This window comes from Cellulomonas xiejunii, from assembly GCF_024508315.1.
Lineage (GTDB): Bacteria > Actinomycetota > Actinomycetes > Actinomycetales > Cellulomonadaceae > Cellulomonas > Cellulomonas xiejunii.
In genome coordinates, this window is the sequence record NZ_CP101987.1 from 3,610,959 (window position 1) to 3,631,667 (window position 20,709).

Genomic DNA, 20,709 nt, shown 5'->3' on the forward strand with positions numbered 1-20,709 from the left:
GGGCGCCGCCGTCAGCCGAGCAGGCCGGCCGCGAGCGCCGGTGCCAGGGCAGGGGTGGGCGGGAGCCGCGGGACGAGCGTGGCCTGCACCGCGTGGTAGATGTCCGCCTTGCCGGCCCACACGGTCCGCGAGACGCGGTTGTCGGGACCGAGCTCGTGCCACCACGACCCGCCGACCCGGTCCAGGACATGCTCGGCGACGTAGTCCCACCACGTCGCGTAGAGGTCGTCGTAGCGCGCGTCGCCCGTCACGGCGTGCAGCACGGCGGCCGCGGCGACCGCCTCGGCGGCGACCCAGTGCATGCGTTCGCGGACGACCGGACGCCCCTGCCAGTCGACCGTGTAGACGAACCCGGGGGCCCCGTCGACGGCCCAGCCGTCACGTGCCGAGCCGTCGAACAGCGCGACGGCGTCGTCGAGGAGCCACACGGGCGTCACGTCGCCGCGGGCCAGGAGGGCGGCACGCGTGTGCAGCGTGAGGCGAGCCCACTCGAACCCGTGGCCCACGGTGGCGCCGTACGGCCGGAAGGGGTGCGCCGGGGTGTCCGCGTTGTACTCGAGGTCAGCCCGCCAGGACGCGTCGAAGTGCTCGGGGATGCGCCAGGAGCTGCCGCGCGCGAGGTCGTGCACCACCCGCCCGACCATCCGCAGGGCGCGGTCGAGCCACCGGCGGTCCCCGGTGACGTCGGCCGCCGCGAGGTAGGCCTCGACCGTGTGCATGGCGGCGTTGACGCCGCGGTAGGGGTCGAGGTGCGTGAAGGTGCGGTCCCACTCCTCGACGACCATGCCCGCGCGCTCGTCCCAGAACCAGCGCTCCTGGGCCGCGAGCGCCTCGTCGAGCAGCGTGCGGGCCCCGGCACGCCCGGCCGCCGTCGCGCTCGCCGCCGCCAGCACGACGAACGCGTGCGGGTACGCCGCCTTGGTGGTGTCGCGTGGCGTCCCGTCGACCTCGACCTCGGCGAACCAGCCGCCGTGCTCGTCGTCGTGGAGCAGGCCGGTGAGCGCGGCGAGCCCGTGGTCGACGAGCGCGGCCGAGCCCGGCCTGCCCGCGAGGTGCGCGAGCGCGTACACGTGCGTCATGCGGCACGTGATCCACAGCTCGACGGGGCCGGGCAGCGGACGCCCCGCGTCGTCGAGCCGGGCGAACCCCCCGCTCGCGAGCCGGGACGCGCGCCCGAACTCCCACAGCCGGTCCGTCTCCGCCTCGAGCCAGCGACCGTGCGCCGGGGTGCTGAGCCACGCCATCGGGCCACCCTAGCCAGCGGTGGCACCGCGAGCGCTGCGCGTCGGGGCGGTCTGGACGATGATGGCCAGGTGGACCACGACGAGCAGCGCGACGAGCACACGACGCACGGCGCCCCGGCGGGCGCCGCTCCCGGCGACGCGGCGCGGGGGCCGCGCGTCGTCGTCGTCCCACCCGACCTGCCGGGCGGTGACGCGCAGTCCGGTGACGCGCAGCCCGACCGCGACGAGAACCTGGCCGGCATGGTCGAGCAGCCGGCCAAGGTCATGCGGATCGGCACGATGATCAAGCAGCTGCTCGACGAGGTCCGTTCGGCGCCCCTCGACGACGCCGCCCGCGCGCGCCTCGCGGAGATCCACGAGCGGTCCCTGCACGAGCTCGAGGAGGGCCTGTCCCCCGAGCTGCTGGCCGAGCTGCACCGCATCACCCTGCCGTTCACCGAGGACCAGGCGCCGTCGGACGCCGAGCTGCGGATCGCGCAGGCACAGCTGGTGGGCTGGCTCGAAGGGCTGTTCCACGGCATCCAGACCGCGCTCGTCGCGCAGCAGATGGCTGCGCAGGCCCAGCTCACGCAGATGCGCCGCGCGCTGCCGCCGGGGCACGTGGCCGGTCCCGGCCGCGTGGGCGTGCCGGTGGCCGCGGACCACGGGCCGGACGACCTGCGCCCGTCGACGGGGCAGTACCTCTAGCTCGACACCTCTAGCTCGACGCCGGCGGCGGGGCCGGGGCGTCGCCCTCGTCGCCGCGCGCCGTCAGGGCGATCGCCCCGGACACCAGCACGATCCCGACGAGCTCGAGGCCGTGCGGCCACTGCCGCAGGAGCACGGCACCGACGACGGCCGCGGTGGCGGGCAGCAGCGCGAGCAGGATCGCGAACGTCGCGGTGCTGACGCGCCGCATCACGACCTGCTCCATCACGTACGGGACCAGCGACGAGCACACCGCGATCGCCACGACGACGAGCGCGAGCCGCGCGTCGTGCAGCACCGGGCCCGCGCCACCCACGAGCAGCGGAGCCAGGACCACGGCTCCCGCGGCCATCGCGACGGCCAGGCCCGAGGCCGCCGGCGCGCCGGAGCGCGCGACCCGCCGGCCCAGCACGATGTACGCGCCCCAGCACGCTGCGGCCGCCCCGATCGCGACGAGCCCCGTGACGGCGTCGGGGCCGGTGTCGAGGCTGACACCGGCGAGGAGCACGACGCCCAGGGCCGCGATCCCGATCGCGACGCGGTCGCGCCACCCGGACCCGGTGACGGCGGCGACCACGACGGGGCCCAGGAACTCCAGCGCCACCGCGGTCCCCAGTGGCAGGTGCTCGATCGCGATGTAGAAGGTGACGTTCATGGTCGCGAGCACGACACCGAACAGCACGGTGACGCGCAGCCGCCGCGGCTCCCACAGGTCGCGCACCCGCCACGGCCTGCGCCAGGCGAGCAGGAGCACCGCCGCCACCGCGACACGCAGCCACGCGACCGTCCCCGCCGGCAGGACCGCGAACAGCCCGACCGCGAGCGCCGCCCCGACGTACTGCGTCAGGCCCGACAGGACGAAGAGCAGCGGAGCGGGCACCGCGTCAGGCTACGACCACGCCCGTCCCACCCTGTCGTGACAGGTCGATCCGGCACCGCACAGCGCACCCCCAGCGCACCCCCCCGACGCGCGAGAGGCCGATCCGGACGGACCGGATCGACCTCGCGCGCGGAGGTGTGGGTCAGCCCTTGACGGACCCCGCGAGCAGACCGCGGACGAAGTAGCGCTGCAGCGCCAGGAACACCGCCGCGGGCACGATGATCGAGACGAACGCGCCCGCCGACAGCAGGAACCACTGCGACCCGCGCGTGCCGGTCAGGTTGAACAGCGCGACCGTCATGGGTGCGACCTGGTTGGACGACCCGGCGAACGTCAGGGCGACCAGCAGGTCGTTCCACACCCACAGGAACTGGTAGATGCCGAACGCGGCGAGGGCGGGCTTGAGCAGCGGCAGCATGAGGCGGAAGAAGACGGTCACGTGCGCGGCCCCGTCGACGCGCGCCGCCTCGACGAGCTCGCCCGGGATCTCGCGCATGAAGTTGTGCAGCAGGAAGACGGCCAGCGGCAGCCCGAACATGGTGTGCGAGATCCACACCGCCCAGAACGTGCCGGCCACCCCGATGTCGGCGTAGATCGTCAGCAACGGGATGAGCGTGACCTGGATGGGCACGACCTGCAGCGCGAACACCGCGACGAACAGCGCGTCACGGCCCCGGAACTGCATCCACGCGAACGAGTACGCCGCGAGCGTCGCCAGGAAGATCGGCAGCACGACCGACGGGATCGTGATGACGACCGAGTTGATGATGAACGGCAGCAGCGACTGCGAGGAGTCGGTGGCCAGCACCACCTCGTAGTTCTCGAGCGTGAAGTTCGGGTTGGTCAGGACCGTCCACCAGCCGGTGGAGTTGATGTCGGCCGCGGGCCGGAACGACGTGACCAGCAGGCCGAAGGTGGGGATCGTCCACACCGTCGCGAGCACGATCGCCGCGACCGTGGCCCACGGGGACGTCAGGCGCCGCTTCGTCGCGCGCAGCGTCGAGGTGACGTCGCCCGTGCCGTTCGCGGGCGGCAGGACGACCTGGATGGGGGGCGGTGTCGTGGTCATCGTGCCTCCGCCTGTCGCAGCTGCCGGACGTTGTAGACGATGATCGGGATCACCAGGACGAACAGCAGGACCGCGAGCGCGGCACCCAGCCCCTGGTTCCCCGCCGTGAAGCTCTGCGTGTAGAACTCGTTGGCCACGACGCTGGTCCCGTACAGCCCGCCGGTCATGGTGCGCACGATGTCGAACACCTTGAGGCAGCCGATCGCGATCGTCGTGAGCACGACGACGAGCGTCGGGCGGATGGCCGGGACGGTGACGTACCGGAACAGCTGGGTGGACGACACGCCGTCGAGCGTCGCAGCCTCCGTGATCTCCATCGGGATGGCCTTGATGGCCGCGGACAGGATCGTCATCGCGAAGCCGGCCTGGATCCAGATCATCACGACGATGAGGAACAGGTTGTTCCACGGCTGGTTGAGCAGGAACTGCTGGGGTTGCAGCCCCAGCCACACCAGGAGCTGGTTCAGCAGCCCGATCTGCTCGGGGTTCACCCGGACGTCCGGGTCGTAGAACCGGTACTCGTAGACGAACTTCCAGATGATCGACGCGCCGACGAACGAGATCGCCATCGGCAGGAAGATCAGCGCCTTGGCGACCGCCTCGCCGCGGGCACCGTTCACCCAGATCGCGTACAGCAGCCCGACGATCGTCGCGACGAACGGCGTGACCAGCACCCACAGCACGGTGTTGCGCAGGACGACCAGCTGGTCGGGTGAGCTGAAGATGGCCGTGTAGTTCGCGATGCCGATGAACGACGAGCCGGCTGCGTCGAACAGCGAGCGCACGACGGTGCGGCCCGCGGGGTAGAGCAGACCGACGATGAGCAGCAGCACCGTCGGGCCGACGAAGAACCAGGCGACGCGGCGGGCACCGCGCCGCTCGAGCAACGAGACGACGAACAGGATCAGACCGATCACGACGGCGAACGCCGCCAGCGCCAGCACCATCGCGACGAGCTTGTCCGCGACGTTCATCGCACCTCCCGGGCACCTACGCGGGTCAGGACGGGCAGAACGGGAGCAGCACCGACCGGATCGCCGTGCCGCGCCCGTGGCGGGTGCGGCACGGCGATCCGGTCAGGCGGCTGTCACGGCCAGGCGGCCTCGATCTTGCTGAGCGTCTCCTCCGTGGACTGGCCCGTGATCCACGCGGTCGACTCGCGCCAGAACGCGCCCGTGCCGACGGCGGCGGGCATCTGGTCGGAGCCGTCGAACCGGAACTCGGACGCCGGGTCCAGCAGGATCTCGGCCGAGAGCAGGTCGATCGGGTTCACCAGGTTGTCGGTGTCCAGGCCGCTGTTCGCGGTGATCCAGCCACCGCCGGTCTCCTCGGACGACGCCGCCGCCTTGAGGTTGGCCCACGTGTCCGTCGACCAGAACTCGAGCAGCGCCTGCACCTCGGGACGGTCCGCGAAGGAGACGACGAACTCACCGGCGCCGAGCACCGGCTTGGTCGAGGTGTCCTCCGACGGCAGGTAGAAGGCGAAGACGTCACCGTCCTCCGCCACGTCGGTGCCCTCGGGGAAGTTCGCGGCGTAGAACGAGGCCATGCGGTGCAGCGAGCACTGCCCGTTGACGATCGGCAGGCCGGCGTCCTGGAACGCGGTCGTCGCGATGGTCGACACGTCCCCGATGCCGCCGTTCACGAAGTCCGGGTTCTTCAGGTACTCGCCCACGGCGTCGAGCGCCTGGGTCGGGACCTCGGAGTTGAACGGGATCTCGTGCGCCACCCACTGGTCGTACACCTCGGGCCCGCCCACGCGGAGCACGAAGTCCTCGACCCAGTCGGTCAGCGGCCAGCCGGTCGCCTCGCCCGACGCGATGCCCGCGCACCACGGCTTGTTGTTGCCGTCGGCCGCGATCTGCTCGGTGAGGGCCATGAGGTCGTCCAGCGTCTCGGGGACCTCGTACCCGTTCTCCTCGAACTGCGCCGGCGAGTACCAGACCAGCGACTTGACGCTCGCACCCGACGGCGCGGCGTAGAACGTGCCGTCGACCGTCCCCAGGTCCTTCCACGCGTCGCCGAAGAACTCGTCGACGTTCGCCGCCACGCCCTCGGGGGCGGGCTGGACCGTGCCCGTCGCCACGAGCTGGGCCAGCAGGCCCGGCTGCGGGACGATGGCGATGTCCGGCGTGTTGCCGGCCTGCGCGCGCACGAGGATCTGCTGCTCGAACTGCTTGTCGGCCTGGTAGTCGACCGTGGCGCCCGTGCACTCCTCGAAGGGCTCGAACGAGGTCATGTACGGCGTGTCCTCCGGCGCCACGATCCCCGCGTAGATGGTGATCGTCTTGCCCTCGAGGTCGCCGTACTGCTCGAAGTCGGCGCAGTCGACCTCGACCTCGTCGACCGTGGCGTCCGCGGTGCCTCCCGGTGTCTCGCCGTCGCCCGTGGTGCAGGCCGTCAGCGCGAGCGCTGCCACGGCCCCGGCCGCCAGCACGCCAGCGCTCTTGCGCATGTGCCTCATCGATCCCCCAACGTCTTCGTCTCGGATACCGGCAAACCTGACCCAACGCCGTCCCGGACGGCGTTGCAAGCCCAATCACCGGACGATCCGGTCACGATTCGGTCACGCGCCCAACGTCGGGCGGGCGGGACGTTTGCCGCGCCCTACCGCAGCACGCGGCGCAGCACCTCGACCACGCCGTCGTCCTCGATCGCGCCCGTGACCTCGTCGGCGGCCGCACGCACGACGTCCGTGGCGTGCCCCATCGCCACCCCGCAGGCCGCCCAGCGGAGCATCTCGACGTCGTTCTCCCCGTCGCCCACCGCGAGCGTCTCGTACGGCTCGACGCCCACGTCGCGGCGCACCTCCTCCAGCGCGGACGCCTTGGAGACGCCGCCGGGGGTCAGGTCCAGCCACGCGCTCCAGCCGACGGCGTACGAGACCTCGTGCAGCCCGACGCGCTCGACGATCTCGTGGAACTCCTCGGGCGTGCTCTGCGGCGCCCGGATCACGACACGGGTCGCCGGTGCGGACGTGAGCTCGTCGAACGGGACGACCGTCACCCGGCCGGACATCTCCCCCGGCGGGAAGTGCGCCGACACGAGGAAGCCCACGCCCAGGTCCTCGACCGCGAACAGCGCGTCCGGGATCTCCATGGCGATCGCCCGCAGCGCAGGACCGGCGTCGAACGTCACGGACCGCGCGACGGCCCACCCGCCCTCGACCTCGGGGTCCAGCCGCGCCGTCACCGCACCGTTGGAGCACACGGCCCAGCCGTGCGTCAGGCCCAGGTCGTGCGCCACGACGACGGCCGAGTGCACCGACCGACCGGTGGCCAGCACGACGTGGACACCCGCGTCGACGAGTGCCGTCACCGCGGTGCGCACGTCGGTGCTGATGACGCCGTCGTACGACATCAGCGTGCCGTCGACGTCCAGGGCGACGAGCCGCGTGCGGCTCACCGGACCGGCTCCAGCACCTCGAGCCCGCCCAGGTAGGGCCGCAGGCCCTCCGGGACGCGCACGGAGCCGTCGGCCTGCTGGTGGTTCTCCAGCAGCGCGACGATCCAGCGCGTCGTGGCGAGCGTGCCGTTGAGGGTGGCGACGGTCCGCATCCCGTCGGCGGTGCGCTCACGCACCCCGAGGCGACGGGCCTGGAACGTCGTGCAGTTGGAGGTCGACGTGAGCTCCAGCCAGCGCTCCTGGCTGGGCAGCCACGCCTCGCAGTCGAACTTGCGCGCGGCGCTCGACCCCAGGTCACCCGCAGCGGTGTCGATGACGCGGTACGGCAGCTCGGCCAGCGCGAGCATCTCCTTCTCCCACGCCAGGATCCGCCGGTGCTCGTCGTACGCGTCCTCGGGCCGCGTCCAGACGAAGGCCTCGACCTTGTGGAACTGGTGGACGCGGATGATGCCGCGGGTGTCCTTGCCGTACGACCCCGCCTCGCGCCGGTAGCAGGCGCTCCAGCCCGCGTACCGCAGCGGGCCGTCCGACAGGTCGAGGATCTCCCCCGAGTGGTACCCGGCGAGCGCGACCTCGCTGGTCCCGACGAGGTACAGGTCGTCCGCCTCGAGCCGGTAGATCTCGTCGGCGTGCGCGCCCAGGAACCCGGTGCCTGCCATGATCTCCGGCTTCACGAGCGTCGGGGTGATCGTCGGCGTGAAGCCGTTGCGCAGCGCGAGGTCCATCGCGGCGTTGAGGAGCGCGAGCTCGAGGCGCGCGCCGATGCCCGTGAGGAAGTAGAACCGTGCGCCGGAGACCTTGGCGCCGCGCGGGGTGTCGATCGCGCGCAGGCCCTCGCCCAGCTCCAGGTGGTCCTTGACGACGAAGTCCGACCCGTACTCGGCCGCGAGGTCGCGGGGGGTGCCGACGTGCTCGAGCACCACGTAGTCGTCCTCGCCGCCGCTGGGGACGCCGTCCTCGATGACGTTGCCGATGCGGCGCGACAGCTCGGTGGCACGGGCCTCGGCCTGCTCGGCGTCGCCCTGCAGGGCCTTGACGCGTGCGGCGAGCTCCTTGGTGTGCGCCAGCAGCGCCTGCTTCTCGTCCCCGGACGCCTGAGCGACCTGCTTGCCGAGGGCCTTCTGCTCGGCGCGCAGCGTCTCGTACTCCGTCAGCGCGGAGCGCCGCAGCGCGTCGGCGTCGAGCACCTCGTCGACGAGGTGGGGGTCCTCGCCGCGCGCCACCTGGCTGGCACGGACGACGTCGGGTTCCTGGCGCAGGAGCTGCAGATCGATCACCCCCCCGAGCCTACCGACCCGGCCCAGCGCATTCCCCCGACGTCGCCGTGGCCACCGCCGAGCACCGAGTGCCCCGCCCGACCTGCGCGAGGGGCTGCTCCCCCGTAGATTGCGCCGCATGTCATGGGTCGAGTGGGTCGCGGTGGTCGCCGGTGCGCTGGCGCTCGTCGCCGTCGGGCTGGGCCTGTGGGTCTGGCGTCAGCAGCGCAGGCTCGGCGCACGCCTCGCGGGGCCCGCACCCGCGCCGCCGGCGGACACGGGCCGACCCGCCGGCCAGCTCGTGGCCTTCGTCGCCAACCCGTCCAAGCCCGACGTCGTCGAGCTGCGCGCGGCCGTCCGCAAGGCCGCCTCCGAGCAGTACCTGCCGGAGCCGATGTGGCTCGAGACGACCGTCGAGGACCCGGGTGTCGGCCAGGCGCGGTCGGCCGTGGAGTCCGGGGCCGACCTGGTGGTCGCCGTCGGCGGTGACGGCACCGTGCGCGCGGTCGCCGAGGCGCTCGCCGGGACGGGCGTGCCGATGGGCCTCATGCCGCTGGGGACGGGCAACCTCCTGGCCCGCAACCTCGACGTGCCGATCAGCGACCCGCTCGCGGCGCTCCAGCTCGCGCTCGACGGCACCGACAAGCCCATCGACGTCGGCTGGCTGCGCGTCGAGCGGTGGGAGTCGCAGATGGACGACGACATCGCCGAGGCCGCCGACGACCTGCCGGACGACACCGACAAGCCGCGCGACCACATCTTCCTCGTCATCGCCGGCCTCGGGTTCGACGCCGCGATGGTGGCCGACACGGACGACGGCCTCAAGGCCAAGGTGGGCTGGATCGCGTACTTCATGGCCGGCGTGCGTCACCTGCACGGCCGACGCCTGCGGGTCCGCCTGACGCTGGACGACAAGCCCGTCCAGCAGCTGCGTGCCCGCAGCCTGCTCGTCGGCAACTGCGGCAAGCTGCCCGGCGGCATCACGCTGCTGCCCGACGCCGTCCTCGACGACGGCGTGCTCGACATCGCCTCGATCGACACGCGCGGCGGGATCGCGGGCTGGGCGCAGCTGTTCGGCGAGGTCGTGCTGCAGGGCGTCGGCGTCCGCAACGAGGCCCCCGGCAAGATCGGACGCATCGACCACACGCGCGCCCGCTCGGCACGCATCGAGGTGGCCGGCGGCGAGCACGTGCAGGTCGACGGCGACATCGTGGGTCGCGCGAGCGTGATCACGGCCCGCGTGGACCCCGGCGCGCTGGTCGTGCGCGTCGCGCGCTGACCCGGCGCCCCGGACCTGCCCGTCCTGGGCTGCGCCCCGGGTCCTCGGCCCGCGTCAGGCCGGGTCGCCGCCGCGCAGCCGGTCGAGCCACGCCCGCGCCTCGACGAAGTCCTGGTCCGACGTCCCCACGTGGACCAGCGGCGCGACCGCGTCGGCCCGCGGGTACGACCCGAGGAACCGCACGTACGGGCACCGGCGGTGCAAGCCCATGAGCACCTCACCCACGCGCTCGTCGGTGACGTGCCCCTCGGCGTCGATGGAGAACGAGTAGCGGCCCAGCGCGTCGCCGATGGGACGCGACTCGATGCGGGAGAGGTTCACGCCCCGCACCGCGAACTGCTCGAGCATCGCGAGCAGCGCCCCGGCCTCGTTGTCCGGCAGGTGCACGACGAGCGTCGTCTTGTCGGCGCCCGTCGCGGCGGGCACCGGCCCCGGCGGGCCGACGACGACGAACCGCGTCAGCGCCGACGGGTTGTCCGCGACCCGCTCGGCCAGCGGCTCGAGCCCGTAGGTCGCCACGGCCGCGGGCGGGACGAGCGCGGCGTCGAACGCGAGCGCCCGCACCGCCGCCGGGTCGCCCGACGCCTCCGCGAGCAGAGCGGCAGGTGCGGTGTTGCTCGTCGCCGGGACGTGCACGACGTCCGGCAGGTGCGCCGCGAGCCAGCGGCGGCACTGCACCCACGCGTGCGGGTGCGCCGCGATCCGCCGGACGTCCGCGAGGCCCACACCGGCAGGGGCGACGAGCGTGAACTGCACCGGCACGAGGACCTCGCCGACGATGACCAGCGGTGACCCCGCCGCCAGCGAGTCGAGCGTCGCGGTCACCCCGCCCTCGACGGTCGACTCGATCGCGACGACCGCACGGTCGGCCGCGCCCGCCCGGACGGCCGCGATCGCGGAACCCACGTCCGTCTGCGGCAGGTACACGGCCTCGTCGGGCGCCGCGACCTGACGCAGCGCCGCCTCCGTGAACGTGCCCGCAGGCCCCAGGTACGCGTAGCGCAGCACGGCGATCGACCCTCCCACCCGCGGGCGCGACGGCCCGTCGTCTCCTGCCCCGCGCGGCACCCGGACAGGTCCAGGGACGCGGTGCGACCGCGCGCGCGGCTCCGCCGAGCCTAGTCGGCGCCCTCTACCCTGGGTGGGTGCCCCGGTCCCTGCGCGCGCTCGCCGCTGCCCTGCTCGCCGCTCTCGCGGTCCTGCTGGGGACGCCGGCGCAGGCACTCGACCCCGCCGTCCCCGAGCCCGTCCCCGGACCCGTGGTGCTCATCGGCGTCACGGGCCTGCGGTGGGACGACGTCGGCTCGCTCACGACGCCCGCGCTGTGGGGGCTGTCGCGCGAGGGCTCGGTGGGCGCCGTCGCCACCCGCTCCGTGCGCGCGCGGAACTGCCCCGCCGACGGGTGGCTCGCCGTCTCCGCCGGCAACCGTGCCGCCGACCTCCTCGCGGACGACAACAAGTGCCGCCTGCTGCGCGACCCGGGCGAGTCGGGCGAGGTCCCCGGCTGGGACGACTACCTCGCGGCGGCGCGGTCCGAGTCGTACGGCGCACGGCCCGGCATGCTGGGCGACCTGCTGGCGCGCACCGGCACCACCGTGACCGGCATCGGACCGGGCGCCGCCGTCGCGCTCGCGGGGTCCGACGGCGTACCCGTCGGCGAGCACCTGCGCGTCCCCTCCGAGCAGCGCGGGCTCGCGCAGGCCGTGCGTGCCGCCGCCGAGAGCTCCGAGCTCCTCGTGGTGGACGCCGGCGTGATCCGCGACCCCGGTCACGCGACCGTCCCCCGCCTGCCGTCCACGACGCCGACCAACGTCCCCGACCCCGACGACGCACCCCCCGGCCTGGGAGGGGCCGACGACGACCTGCCCGGCTCCGCGGCCATCGTCGAGCCGACCCGCGCGCAGCAGGCGGTCAACGTCGACGCCCGCATCGACGCGGTGCTGGAAGGCCTGGCACGTCGCGACGCCACGGTCCTCGTCGTCTCGCTGGCCGACTCCGGCCGCTCCGCCCTGCAGGTCGCGGTCGCCACCGGCCCGCGACCGCTCGGACCGCAGTTCGCCGAGAGCCTGCTGACCTCCGGGTCGACGCGGCAGCCGGGCGTCGTCCAGGTCACCGACGTCACCCCGACGCTGCTGTCGCTGCTGCTGCTCGAGGACGAGGCACCCGCGCTGCCCGGCGCGCAGATCGTGCCGGTCCCCGGGCCTGCGACGGGCGGCGCGCGCGTCGCCCTGCTGCGCGACGTGCAGCGGGAGGCGAGCGCGATCGGGCTGGTCTTCGGCTCGTTCTCGGCACGGCTCGTCCTCGCGCAGGCCGCGCTGTTCGTCGCCGCGGCCATCATCCTGGTCGCGCGCGGCCGCGCCGACCGCGCCCCCCTGCGTCCCGCGCTGCGCGTCCTGAAGATCTCGGCGCTCGCGCTGGCGTCCGCGCCCGTGGCGTCGTTCCTCACCGGCCTCGTGCCGTGGTGGCGCGCGGACCGCCAGGTCGCCGCGTTCTGGGCCGTGCTCCTCGCCTGGATCGCCGTCATCACCGGCGCGGCGATCGCGGGTCCGTGGCGCCGCCACGTGCTCGGGCCGGCAGGCGTCGTCGCGGGCGTCACGGTCCTCACCCTGGCCCTCGACGCCGTGACCGGCTCGACCCTCGTCATCGACTCCCCCATGGGTGCCCACCGGATCCTCGCCGCCCGGTTCTACGGCATGAGCAACCAGGCGTTCGCGCTGATCACGGCCGGGGGCGTGCTGCTCGCCGTCGTGGTCGCCGACACGTTGCTGCGCGCGGGACGGCGTCGGCTCGCCGTCGCGTCGGTCGTCGCCATCGGCGTCGCGCTCGTCGTGGTCGACGGGGCGCCCGCGTGGGGTGCGGACTTCGGCGGTCCGCCCGCGATCATCCTGGCGTTCGCCATGCTCGCGGTCGCCGTCAGCGGACGGCGGGTGTCGTGGCGGCTCGTGCTCGTCGTCGGAGCCGTCGGCGTGGCCGTCGTCCTGGGGTTCGCCCTGCTCGACTGGATGCGTCCCGCCGCGGACCGCACGCACCTCGGCCGTTTCCTCGACACCGTCCTCGACGGCGGCCTGTGGGACGTCGTGTGGCGCAAGCTCTCGGTGAACCTGCGCGTGCTGACGTCGTGGCGCTACCTGGTCCTCGCGATCGGCGGCGTCGCGTTGACGTGGCTCGTGCTCGCGGGGCCGCGCGCGCACCGCGGCGGGCTGCTCGGTGCGGGTTCACCGCTCGCCGGCCTGCAGCGCGAGGTCCCGCTGCTGCGGCCCGCCGTCGCTGCGACGGGCGCCGCGCTCGCGGTCGGCTTCCTCATGAACGACTCGGGGATCGTCGTCCCGGCCACCGGCATCGCACTCGCCGTGCCGTGCCTGGTCGCCGCGTCCGCGCAGTGGCGGCTGGGCGCGCGCGCCGACGACGCGGGTGGGGGCGCGCCCGACGCCGACGGTCCCCCCGAGGGCGGCCCCGGCACGGACGTCAGCGACCGGGGCGCTGCTCCGTCGACGTCATCGTCTGCCTGACGCTCGAGGCTGCGGCACGCGCGCGACGCGCGTTCACCGCGAGCTGCACGTCGCGGTACTGCGCGGCCCGGTGCAGCTGGCCCTTGAGGTCCGTGCCCGACGGCCGGTGCCGCAGCTCGCACGGCACCTCCAGGACCCGGAACCCCAGACGCAGCAGGTCGATCGTCATGCCCGCCTCGACGCCCCAGCCGCGGGCCAGGGGCGTCGCGGCCTCGAACGCCTCCCGCGTGAGGCAGCGCATGCCGGACAGCGGCTGCGTGGGCGTCCACCCCGTCAACGACGCGATCGCGCGACGCGCGGCACCGACGACGATGCCCCGCCCACCGGCGCCCGGCTGGGGCGGCAGCAGGGCGATCGTCAGGTCCGCGATGCCGTCCATGACGGGCGGCACGAGCGGCGCGGTGTTGACGGCCGTGTCGGCCAGGTCGCCGTCGATGAACAGCAGGTGGCGCGGCGGCCGGTCCGGTGCGTCGCGCATCGCGACGACGGCGGCACCCGTCTCCATCGCCGCGGCCTTGCCACGGTTGTGCGAGTGCCGGACGACGACGGCGCCCGCCTCGCGTGCGACGTGCTGCGTGCTGTCCTCCGACCCGTCGTCGACGACGAGCACGAGGTCCACGTGCGGGATGGCGCGCGCCGAGCGCACGGTGGCGGCGATCCGGCGGGACTCGTCCTTGGCCGGGATGATCACCGCGACGCGCTGACGCTGCTTGTGGCTACGGGCCGCGCGCTCGGCACGGTCGTCCGTCGCGACCGACGCGCTCGAGGTGCCTGCGTCCAGGGTGGCGTCCGCCACCTGCTCGACGGCCTCGCTCCCCGTGCGTGTCACAGTGCCCACCCTACCGACCGTCCGGGGCGGATCGCTTCACGACCGCACGCCGCGCGGCGCGTCCGCCGACGGGCAGCACCGGGAGAAGTCCCTGCTCAAACCGCCGCATCCAGGTACGCGCCTTCGGTACGTTTCCCCCGCAGTCGCTGCGAAGGACCGGAGCGCGACATCATCACGAGCACCAGGCGGCAGAGACCTTCGTGCCGGTGCCTTGCTGCTGCGGTTGGCGAGCCTGGCGCTGGTCGTCGCGGCGTTCGTCATCGGCGCGCTCGCGTGGGCCACGCTGTCGAACGTGGTGGAGGACGCCGGCCGCACGGGCCGCAGTGAGACGGATGTCACACGTCCCGTCGGGGCGCTGGGCGCACCGACGGTCGGGGGGTCCGGCGACTAGCGCAGCGTGACCTGCCGCGCCACGAGACCGGCGCGGGCGCGCCGGGCGTTCGCGTCGAGGGGCGTCTCGTCGGCCATCGCGGCCTCGAAGCGCGGGACGAAGTCGGCGAGGGCCTTCTCGATGTCGTCGGCCTCGGTGCCGCGCGCCAGCTCCCACACGGGCACGACGATGCCCGCGGCACGGAAGTAGCCGATGAACTTGGCGTCGTCGAAGCCGGACTCGCGCTTCGCGTGCAGGCGCGCCAGGCCGTCGAGGACGACCTGCTCGTCGGCCGGCTGCGCCCAGCGCAGGTACTCACGGGCACCCATGCGGCACCAGTACGCGGCCTCGGCCGCGGCCAGGCGACGCGTGTCGATGATGCCGGCGTCGGCCTCCTCGAGTGCGGCCTGCAGGTCGGGGGTGACGTCGGTGCTCGGGTCGAGCCAGTAGGCGAAGCTCTCCTGGACCGTCACGTCGAACGGCACGGCCAGGTCGAGGACGTCCTGCAGGCGCGGACCCGGCGTGGGCAGGCCGATGGTCTCGATCGCGGTGCCCGGCTCGGCGTCCAGCGCGAGCAGCAGCGCGGTGGCGACGTCGCGGCTCGCGTCGCCGGAGCTGGTGCCGGTCTGCAGCGCGACGAGCACGACGCCGTCGGTGCGGTGCAGCGCCGCCCAGCTGTTCGGCAGCACGGTGGTGACGACGACGTCGCGTGCGCCGTGCTCGGCGGTGGTGCGGGCGGTCGCGGTCGCCGCGGGCACCAGCTCGCGCAGCGCGACCCAGTCGGGCTCACCGGGGAGCCCCTCGAACGGGCGCAGCACGAAGTCGGGCGTGTTCTTGGCCATGCGTGCACCCTACCGACCCGCGAGACGTCCGGCCGAGCACGTGCGCCGCGGGGGTCGACTGCGGGAGGATCACCCGTATGGATCCGCGCGCCGGCACCCTCGCCCAGCCTTCCGACCTCGTCGACCTCGACGCCCTGCTCTCCGCGTACCACGACCGGGAGCCCGACCTCGACGACCCTGGGCAGCGGGTCGTGTTCGGCACGTCGGGCCACCGCGGCTCCTCGCTCGACGGCGCCTTCAACGAGGCGCACATCGTCGCGATCACCGCCGCGATCGTGGAGTACCGGCGGGGGCAGGGGACGGACGGCCCGCTGTTCATCGGCCGCGACACGCACGCGCTGTCCGAGCCGTCCTTCACCACGGCGCTGGAGGTCCTGGCGGCCGCCGGGGTCGAGGTGCACGTCGACGCCCGCGACTCCTGGACGCCGACGCCCGCGGTGTCGCTCGCGATCCTCACGCACAACGGCGCGGCGACGGGTGCGGGCGTCCGGACGCAGGGCCCCGGCCTGGCCGACGGGATCGTCGTGACCCCGTCGCACAACCCGCCGCGGGACGGCGGCTTCAAGTACAACCCGCCGCACGGCGGCCCCGCGGGATCGGACGCGACGGGCTGGATCGCCGACCGCGCCAACGAGATCCTGCGGACCGGGTGGCGCAACGTGCCGCGGGTGAGCATCCAGCAGGCCCTCGCGGCGGACACGACCCGCCGGCACGACTACCTGACGTCGTACGTCGACGACCTGGCGAACGTCGTGGACCTCGACGCGATCCGCTCGGCGGGCGTGCGCATCGGCGCGGACCCGCTCGGTGGTGCGTCGGTCGAGTACTGGGGTGCGATCGGCGAGCGCTACGGGCTCGACCTGACGGTCGTGAACCCGCACGTCGACCCGCGCTGGGCGTTCATGACGCTCGACTGGGACGGCAAGATCCGCATGGACTGCTCCTCGCCGTACGCGATGGCGTCGCTCCTGGAGCGCATGCAGCCCGGCCCGGACGGGCGCGCACCGTTCGACATCGCGACGGGCAACGACGCCGACGCGGACCGCCACGGCATCGTCACCCCCGACGCAGGGCTGATGAACCCCAACCACTACCTCGCGGTGGCGATCGCGTACCTGTACGGCGGGGCGCGCCCGGGCTGGCCCGCGGGCACGGCGATCGGCAAGACGCTCGTGTCGTCATCGCTGATCGACCGGGTCGCGGCGGCCCTGGACCGCCGGCTGCTGGAGGTGCCGGTCGGCTTCAAGTGGTTCGTGCCCGGGCTCATCGACGGATCCGTCGGGTTCGGCGGCGAGGAGTCCGCCGGGGCGTCGTTCCTGCGCACCGACGGCACGGTGTGGACCACCGACAAGGACGGGATCCTGCCCGCGCTGCTCGCCTCCGAGATCCTGGCGACCACCGGGAAGAGCCCGTCGCAGCACCACGCGGAGCTCGTCGACCGGTTCGGTGAGTCGTTCTACGCCCGCGTCGACGCGGCCGCCACGCGCGAGCAGAAGGCGACCCTCGCGGCGCTGTCGCCGGAGCAGGTCACGGCGACCGAGCTGGCCGGGGAGCCCATCACCGCCAAGCTGACGCGCGCGCCCGGCAACGACGCGTCGATCGGCGGGCTCAAGGTGACCACCGAGAACGCGTGGTTCGCGGCGCGCCCGTCAGGCACCGAGGACGTCTACAAGATCTACGCCGAGTCCTTCATCTCCCCCGAGCACCTGGCCCAGGTCCAGGAGGCGGCCAAGGACGTCGTCTCCCAGGCCCTCCAGCCCTGACCCATCCCCTCGTGAGAGCGCAATCCAGCCACCCACCCCAGTGGTGAGAGCGCAATCCAGCCACCCCCAGCGGTGAGAGTGCAATCCAGTCACTATCACGGCCACGGAGTAGGTGACTGGATTGCACTCTCACGACCCCGGGGGGTGGGGTGCGGACTGGATTGCACTCTCACGACCCCGGGGAGGTGGGGTGCGGACTGGATTGCACTCTCACGACCCCGGGGGGGTGGGTGGGGGCGGTGCCGGGTGCGCACCGGGGGCGGACGATGTCCGTCGCGGATGCGACAGTGGAGCCATGCTCCAGCCCTACCGGGACGTCCTCGCACGCCCTGGCGCACTCGCTTTCTCGGCCACCGGCCTGGTCGCCCGGTTGCCCATGTCGATGGTCGGCATCGGCATCGTCCTCATGGTCTCGGCGCTGTACGACTCGTACGGACTGGCCGGGCGCGTGTCCGCGGCCGTCGTGATCGCCCAGGCCGTCGGCGCGCCCCAGCTCGCGCGGCTCGTCGACCGGCACGGCCAGGCGCGGGTGATGCGTCCCGCGATCGTCGTGTCCGCCGTGAGCCTGGTCGCCCTCGTCGTCGCCGCGTCGCTGCGGGGCCCGACCGTCTGGCTCTACATCACCGCGATGCTCGTCGGGGCGACCATCGGCTCGTTCGGGTCGCTCGTGCGCGCGCGGTGGAACCACGCGCTCGGCGACGACCCCCGACGCGTGCACACCGCGTACTCGTTGGAGTCCGCGGCCGACGAGCTCGTGTTCGTCGTCGGTCCCGTCGCCGCGACGGTGCTGGCCACGAGCGTGTCACCCGTCGCCGGGCTGATCGTGCCGGTCGTCGCGATGGTCGTCGGAGGGCTCGCGTTCCTCTCCCTGCGCGACACCGAGCCGCCCACGGCGCCCGCGGACGAGCCGCGCCCGCGGGGCAGCGTCCTGCGCCGGCCCGCGATGGTCGCCATCGTCCTGGTCTTCGTCGCCATCGGGGCGATCTTCGGGGCCACCGACGTCGCGACCGTCGCGTTCGCCGAGGAGTCGGGACGCAAGGAGCTCGCCGGGGTGATCCTCGCGGTCTTCGCGCTCGGGTCGCTCATCTCCGGGCTGCTCTACGGCGCGCGGCACTGGGTCTCGCCGCTGCACCGCCGGTTCGCGATCGGCGTCGTCGCGCTCGCCCTGGGGGTCTGCGTCTTCTTCCTCGCGCAGTCCCTGTGGGTGCTTGCCGCGGCGATGTTCGTCGTCGGGTTCGCGATCGCGCCGTCCATCATCAACGGCAACGCGCTCGTCGCCGAGGTCGTGCCGCCCGGCCGGCTCACCGAGGGCCTCACCTGGGTCGGGACCGGCCTGAGCATCGGCGTCGCCGCCGGGTCGTCCGTCGCGGGCAGCCGCATCGACGCCGCCGGGTCGCACGCGGGGTTCCTCGTCGTGGTCGTGTCCGGTGCCGCCGCGATGGTCGCGACGCTCGCCGCGCTGCCCGCGCTGCGCAGCCACGCGACTCGACGGGCTGACGCGCCCGCCACGTCGCAGGCCGCGGCCCGTGACGCCCGCTCGCTCGAGGACGAGCCGCCCAGCGCCACCGCGGGCGCCGCCGTCGCGGCGTGCGAGCTCGCGACCGACCGCACCACCGGCTCCCGCGGCGAGAGCTCCGGCTGACGCCGCGGAACGACGTGGCACCTCAGGGCGTCGGGTCCCGCGCGTCGTAGTCCCAGAACGTGCGCTGCGCGCGGACGAGCACCCACAGCAGGACGACGCACGTCACGCCGCCGATCACCGCGGCCCCGCCCTCGCCCACGCGCGTCGACAGCGCACCGAGCACCAGCTCGCCCAGGCGCGGTCCGCCCGCGACGACGACGACGAACACGCCCTGCAGGCGCCCGCGCATGTGGTCGGGGGTCGCGGTCTGCAGGATGGTCTGCCGGAACACCGAGGACACCGCGTCCGACGCGCCGGCCAGGGCGAGCGTCACCACCGCGAGCGCCAGCGCGACGGGCAGCACGCCGTCGGGCGTCGTGCGCCCGGCCGTGACGAGGACGGTTCCGAAGGCGACGATCGACAGGCCCCACGCGGTGATGGCGCCGGCGATGACGCGTCCCTGCCAGCGCACGCGCGCCAGACCGCCGGAGAACAGGCCCGCGAGGATGCCGCCGGCGGCGATCGCCGCGGTCAGCACGCCCGTGGTCGTCTCGCCCCCGCCGAGGTAGAGCACGCCCACGGCGGGGAACAGGACGCGCGGCATGGCGGTCACCATCGCGACGACGTCCACGAGGAACGTCATCCGCACGTTGGGCTGCGTGCCGAGGTAGCGCAGGCCGTCGACGACGGACCCCACGCCGAGGCGTCGGCGGCGGTCGTCGGACCGCTCGGGAGGGACGGGCGGGAGCTGCAGCAGCGCCGCGAGCGCGAACGTGAACAGCACGGCGTCCACGGCGTACGCCCACACGTACCCGATGCCCGCGACGAGGGCGGCCCCGGTCAGCGGGCCCACCGTCAGCGCGACGTTCCAGCCCATCGTCTGCAGCGCGTTGGCCGCGGGCATGAGACGTGGCTCGAGCAGCCGCGGGATGATCGCCGACCGCGCGGGCGAGTTCACGGCGCCCGCCGCCGACTGCACGGCGACCAGCCCGTACAGCACGCCGACGTGCTCGTTGCCGACCGCGGCCTGCGCGACGAGCGCCAGCACGGCCACCCAGGACACGACGGACGCGACGACGGCGACCGTCCGACGGTCGTAGTGGTCGACGAGCGCGCCGCCGTACAGGCCGAACACGATCAGCGGGACGAGCGCGCAGATGCCGAGCACGCCGACGGCCAGCGTGGACGCGGTCAGCGCGTAGACCTGCAGCCCCACCGCGACGACGGTCAGCTGCGACCCCAGGTTCGCGACCGACAGGCCCAGCCACAGGCGGCGGAACGCGGGGCTGACCCGCACCGGGGTCAGGTCGACGAGCAGCGAACGCACCGCAGCACCCTACGTTGCTCCAGGCAACCGCCCTGAGGCGGGAACAGTCTCCAGACCGGGGCCGGTCGGGGCCGTCAGCCGGTCGGGGCCGTCAGCCGAGCGCGGTCACCGCGTCCGCGACGACACGGTCGGCCGGCCCTGCCACGTGGACGACCACGCCGTCCTCGTCCGGACCGAGGGGCTCGAGCGTCGCGAGCTGCGACTCCAGCAGGCTCGGGGGCATCCAGTGACCGCTGCGGAGCGCAACCCGCTCGCGCAGGGCGTCGGCGGGCACGTCGAGCAGCACGAAGCGCACGCGGCCGTGCGCCTGGCTCAGCACGTCGCGGTAGGCGCGACGAAGCGCGGAGCACGCGACCACCGTGGAGGTGCCGGCCGCCGCGTGGGCGCTCATGGCGTCGCGCACGGTCTGCAGCCAGGGCCACCGGTCGTCGTCGTCCAGCGGGGTCCCGGCGGTCATCTTGGCCACGTTGACGTCCGGGTGCAGGTCGTCACCCTCGAGGAACGGGCGGGCGAGCTGCTCGGCCACCGCCTGACCCACGGTCGACTTGCCGGTACCGGACACACCCATGACCACCACGTGCTCGACGTCCACGCGCCTACCCTGCCACGCCCGCACCCCGGGCCGAGC

The 20,709-nt window shown here is 73.8% G+C and carries 18 protein-coding genes; 6 read left to right on the plus strand and 12 right to left on the minus strand.

Features of this window, described 5'->3' with window-relative positions:
• Positions 1-11: 11 nt before the first annotated feature.
• Positions 12-1,244 carry an AGE family epimerase/isomerase gene (locus tag NP048_RS16615; protein WP_227575321.1) on the minus strand — a complete coding sequence of 411 codons (1,233 nt, stop codon included), beginning with the start codon at positions 1,242-1,244 and terminating at the stop codon, positions 12-14.
• Between the two features lie 69 nt (positions 1,245-1,313).
• Here NP048_RS16615 and NP048_RS16620 point away from each other — a divergent pair, with 69 nt between their 5' ends.
• Positions 1,314-1,931 (plus strand): bacterial proteasome activator family protein, encoded by a 618-nt coding sequence (locus NP048_RS16620; protein ID WP_372456764.1) that lies wholly within the window; start codon positions 1,314-1,316, stop codon positions 1,929-1,931.
• A gap of 10 nt (positions 1,932-1,941) precedes the next feature.
• On the opposite strand, the gene NP048_RS16625 is transcribed toward NP048_RS16620, so the two are convergent.
• The 6 genes from NP048_RS16625 to serS all read right to left on the minus strand — a co-directional run bounded on the left by NP048_RS16625 (position 1,942) and on the right by serS (position 8,562).
• Positions 1,942-2,811 carry an EamA family transporter gene (locus tag NP048_RS16625; RefSeq protein WP_227575320.1) on the minus strand — a complete coding sequence of 290 codons (870 nt, stop codon included), beginning with the start codon at positions 2,809-2,811 and terminating at the stop codon, positions 1,942-1,944.
• A 142-nt stretch (positions 2,812-2,953) separates the two neighbouring features.
• Positions 2,954-3,880 carry a carbohydrate ABC transporter permease gene (locus NP048_RS16630; protein WP_227575319.1) on the minus strand — a complete coding sequence of 309 codons (927 nt, stop codon included), beginning with the start codon at positions 3,878-3,880 and terminating at the stop codon, positions 2,954-2,956.
• Positions 3,877-4,854 (minus strand): carbohydrate ABC transporter permease, encoded by a 978-nt coding sequence (locus NP048_RS16635; RefSeq protein WP_227575318.1) that lies wholly within the window; start codon positions 4,852-4,854, stop codon positions 3,877-3,879. Before NP048_RS16635 ends, NP048_RS16630 begins: the two co-directional genes overlap by 4 nt.
• A gap of 113 nt (positions 4,855-4,967) precedes the next feature.
• Positions 4,968-6,335, minus strand: a complete 1,368-nt coding sequence (locus tag NP048_RS16640; RefSeq protein WP_308036706.1) for an ABC transporter substrate-binding protein — start codon at positions 6,333-6,335, stop codon at positions 4,968-4,970.
• Positions 6,336-6,487: 152 nt separating this feature from the next.
• Positions 6,488-7,285, minus strand: a complete 798-nt coding sequence (locus NP048_RS16645) for an HAD family hydrolase (RefSeq protein WP_227575316.1) — start codon at positions 7,283-7,285, stop codon at positions 6,488-6,490.
• Positions 7,282-8,562 carry a serine--tRNA ligase gene (gene serS, locus NP048_RS16650; RefSeq protein ID WP_227575315.1) on the minus strand — a complete coding sequence of 427 codons (1,281 nt, stop codon included), beginning with the start codon at positions 8,560-8,562 and terminating at the stop codon, positions 7,282-7,284. Before serS ends, NP048_RS16645 begins: the two co-directional genes overlap by 4 nt.
• Before the next feature lie 118 nt (positions 8,563-8,680).
• Here serS and NP048_RS16655 point away from each other — a divergent pair, with 118 nt between their 5' ends.
• Positions 8,681-9,820: a diacylglycerol/lipid kinase family protein gene (locus NP048_RS16655; protein WP_227575314.1), complete on the plus strand. Its 1,140-nt coding sequence runs from the start codon at positions 8,681-8,683 to the stop codon at positions 9,818-9,820.
• Between the two features lie 54 nt (positions 9,821-9,874).
• Here the strand turns inward: NP048_RS16655 and pheA are convergent, their stop codons facing one another.
• Positions 9,875-10,846, minus strand: coding sequence for a prephenate dehydratase (pheA, locus tag NP048_RS16660; protein WP_256769330.1), 972 nt, complete (start codon positions 10,844-10,846; stop codon positions 9,875-9,877).
• Positions 10,847-10,965: 119 nt separating this feature from the next.
• On the opposite strand from pheA, the gene NP048_RS16665 reads away from it, so the two are divergent.
• Entirely contained in the window at positions 10,966-13,329 is a 2,364-nt protein-coding gene (locus NP048_RS16665) for a hypothetical protein (RefSeq protein WP_227575313.1), read from the plus strand.
• On the opposite strand, the gene NP048_RS16670 is transcribed toward NP048_RS16665, so the two are convergent.
• Complete coding sequence (locus NP048_RS16670) at positions 13,286-14,158, minus strand: glycosyltransferase family 2 protein (protein ID WP_227575312.1); 873 nt, start codon at positions 14,156-14,158, stop codon at positions 13,286-13,288. The genes NP048_RS16665 and NP048_RS16670 overlap by 44 nt on opposite strands.
• 211 nt (positions 14,159-14,369) lie before the next feature.
• Between NP048_RS16670 and NP048_RS16675 the strand changes: the two genes are divergently transcribed.
• Positions 14,370-14,549 carry a hypothetical protein gene (locus NP048_RS16675; protein WP_227575311.1) on the plus strand — a complete coding sequence of 60 codons (180 nt, stop codon included), beginning with the start codon at positions 14,370-14,372 and terminating at the stop codon, positions 14,547-14,549.
• Here the strand turns inward: NP048_RS16675 and NP048_RS16680 are convergent.
• Positions 14,546-15,370: a DUF5926 family protein gene (locus tag NP048_RS16680; protein WP_227575310.1), complete on the minus strand. Its 825-nt coding sequence runs from the start codon at positions 15,368-15,370 to the stop codon at positions 14,546-14,548. The two genes, NP048_RS16675 and NP048_RS16680, sit on opposite strands and share 4 nt — an antisense overlap.
• A gap of 77 nt (positions 15,371-15,447) precedes the next feature.
• Between NP048_RS16680 and pgm the strand changes: the two genes are divergently transcribed.
• Both pgm and NP048_RS16690 read left to right on the plus strand, forming a co-directional pair.
• Positions 15,448-17,133 (plus strand): phosphoglucomutase (alpha-D-glucose-1,6-bisphosphate-dependent), encoded by a 1,686-nt coding sequence (pgm, locus tag NP048_RS16685; protein WP_227575309.1) that lies wholly within the window; start codon positions 15,448-15,450, stop codon positions 17,131-17,133.
• Positions 17,134-17,428: 295 nt separating this feature from the next.
• Complete coding sequence (locus tag NP048_RS16690; RefSeq protein WP_227575308.1) at positions 17,429-18,775, plus strand: MFS transporter; 1,347 nt, start codon at positions 17,429-17,431, stop codon at positions 18,773-18,775.
• Positions 18,776-18,797: 22 nt separating this feature from the next.
• On the opposite strand, the gene NP048_RS16695 is transcribed toward NP048_RS16690, so the two are convergent.
• Both NP048_RS16695 and NP048_RS16700 read right to left on the minus strand, forming a co-directional pair.
• On the minus strand, positions 18,798-20,081 hold the full coding sequence (locus NP048_RS16695) for an MFS transporter (protein ID WP_227575307.1): 1,284 nt from the start codon (positions 20,079-20,081) through the stop codon (positions 18,798-18,800).
• Between the two features lie 91 nt (positions 20,082-20,172).
• A complete protein-coding gene (locus NP048_RS16700; RefSeq protein WP_227575306.1) occupies positions 20,173-20,673 on the minus strand; it encodes a gluconokinase in 501 nt (166 codons plus the stop codon).
• Positions 20,674-20,709 lie beyond the last annotated feature (36 nt).